The following is an 878-nucleotide window of genomic DNA, read 5'->3' as shown; positions in this document are numbered from 1 at the left end:
TCCTTGAAGCGGGTACCCTTGACAGAAAAACAAGCCTGAGAATATACGTCTGGGGGCATTTGCATCCAAACGGAGGTTGATTGCCGGAAAATCGCCTTTACGATGGAGCTTGCCGCGAGACGGTGCCGGACAGGCGTCTGGAAATCGATAGAAAGCGGTTGAGAGAGTCCGCATCCACAGCTGCGCGCGGTTCCGCGAGACGATACCGGATCGTCGTCCCGGTCGCAGGGCGGATGCGAAGCGAAGGAGGCGAAGGATGGATATGAAGGCGAATTCCGCCGGTCCGGCCGGATCGACCGGAGACTCGGCCGCCGCCGGGACCGGCCGCTTCCGCGCCCTGTCTTGCGCGCTGCTGTCGCGCGGGCTGCGGCGGCTGGCCGTCGCGGCCGGGCTGGCGGCAATCGTCGGGCTGGCGGCGCCGGTCGCGGTCCGGGCCGCCTATCCGGAGAAGCCGATCAGCCTGATCGTCGGCTACGCGGCCGGCGGCGGGTCCGACTTCATCGTCCGGTCGCTCGCCCCCTTCATCGAGAAGGAATTGGGAGGCGGCGTCCGGGTGATCGTGATGAACAAGCCCGGCGCCGGCGGCGAGATCGGCTTCGCCGCCATCGCCGACGCCACCCCCGACGGCTACACCATCGGCCTCATCAACTCGCCCAACGTCGTGACGATCCCGATCGAACGGCATGCGCGCTTCTCGCTCGACCGGCTCGACCCGCTCTACAATCTGGTCGACGATCCCGGGTCCTTCGTCGTCCACAAGGACAGCCCGTTCCGGACGCTGGCCGACGTCGCCGCCTTCGCCAAGGCCAATCCCAACAATGTGACGGTCGGCACCACCGGCATCGGCTCCGACGACCATCTGGCGATGCTGATGTCCA

At 66.5% G+C, this 878-nt stretch carries 1 protein-coding gene; it reads left to right on the top strand.

The window, feature by feature from the left end:
• Positions 1-262 precede the first annotated feature (262 nt).
• The coding region (locus I71_RS15700; protein WP_280109882.1) for a tripartite tricarboxylate transporter substrate binding protein at positions 263-878 on the top strand (616 nt) is incomplete at its 3' end.

Origin of the sequence: Azospirillum sp. B506 (genome assembly GCF_000333595.1) — a bacterium.
Lineage (GTDB): Bacteria > Pseudomonadota > Alphaproteobacteria > Azospirillales > Azospirillaceae > Azospirillum.
Note: the sequence above shows the minus strand (reverse complement) of the source record. Positions and strands in the feature narration are given on the sequence as shown.